We start from the raw sequence: 1163 nt of genomic DNA on the forward strand, positions 1-1163 counted from the left end.
TCCGGATAATACGCGTGCTGGCATCTTTACTAAAGTAGCAATGCCAGCACACGTTTCTAATTATGAGAGCTATACATTTAGACCCCTTGATCCATATTACTCCACAATGATTCCATACAAGATTTGCCAATCATTATTTATTATATTTTAAGGAGGATTCAATATGTATGAAAGAACAAAAATACCAAGAAGTGATAACAATGATTATACTCTTGAAATGGCAAAAATTCGTCAGAATTTCATCACAACAATTACTGGGGCAGAATTATATAACATAAGTTCATTTTCTTTTGATCCTGGAGTTCTTCCAGGCAATATCGAACATTTTACAGGTGTAGCCCAAGTACCTATTGGTATTGCAGGCCCACTTTTGATTCATGGCGAACATGCTAATGGTGAATTTTATGTACCTTTGGCAACAACTGAAGGCACACTAGTTGCAAGTTATAACAGAGGTATGAAACTATTTTATGAGGCCGGTGGTATTATTACAACAGTAAGTGATGATTCTATGCAAAGAGCTCCTGTTTTTATTTTTGAGAATGCACTATATGCCCGAAATTTTGGGGAATGGATTGATGAACATTTTTATGACATAAAAGAACAAGCAGAAAGTACAACAAAAACAGGAAAACTAAAAAAAATAGAAAAATTCCATGTGGGTAACATGATGTTTTTACGTTTCAATTTCTCCACTGGCGATGCAGCAGGACAAAATATGGTAGGAAAAGCTACATGGGTAGCGTGTAACTGGATTATGAATAACAATATAACTGTTAAACGATATACTTTATCAGGGAATATTGATACCGATAAAAAATACTCGCATCTAAATACTCTAAGTACACGAGGCAAACGTGTTACAGCAGAGGTAACAATTCCAAGAAAGTTATTTATAGACTTCATGAAACTTCCACCTGAAGCTGTAGTAAAAATGAGATATACAACAACCTTAGGGGCTTTTCTTTCTGGAGCCAATAATAATGGCTTACATTCAGCAAATGCTATTGCTGCCATTTTCATTGCTACAGGTCAGGACGTGGCAAATATTGCCGAATCATCATCGGCAATTGCATATGCTGAAGTTACTGAAAATGGAGATTACTATTATTTTATTACATTACCTTCACTTATTGTTGCAACGTACGGAGGTGGTACAGGGT

The 1163-nt window shown here is 35.6% G+C and carries 1 protein-coding gene; it reads left to right on the plus strand.

Annotated elements, in window-relative coordinates; all coding sequences use genetic code 11:
* Positions 1-163: 163 nt before the first annotated feature.
* A partial coding sequence (locus N3F66_15050) for a hydroxymethylglutaryl-CoA reductase (GenBank protein MCX8125464.1) occupies positions 164-1163 on the plus strand: 1000 nt, incomplete at its 3' end.

It is taken from the genome of Spirochaetota bacterium, assembly GCA_026414805.1.
Lineage (GTDB): Bacteria > Spirochaetota > UBA4802 > UBA4802 > UB4802 > UBA4802.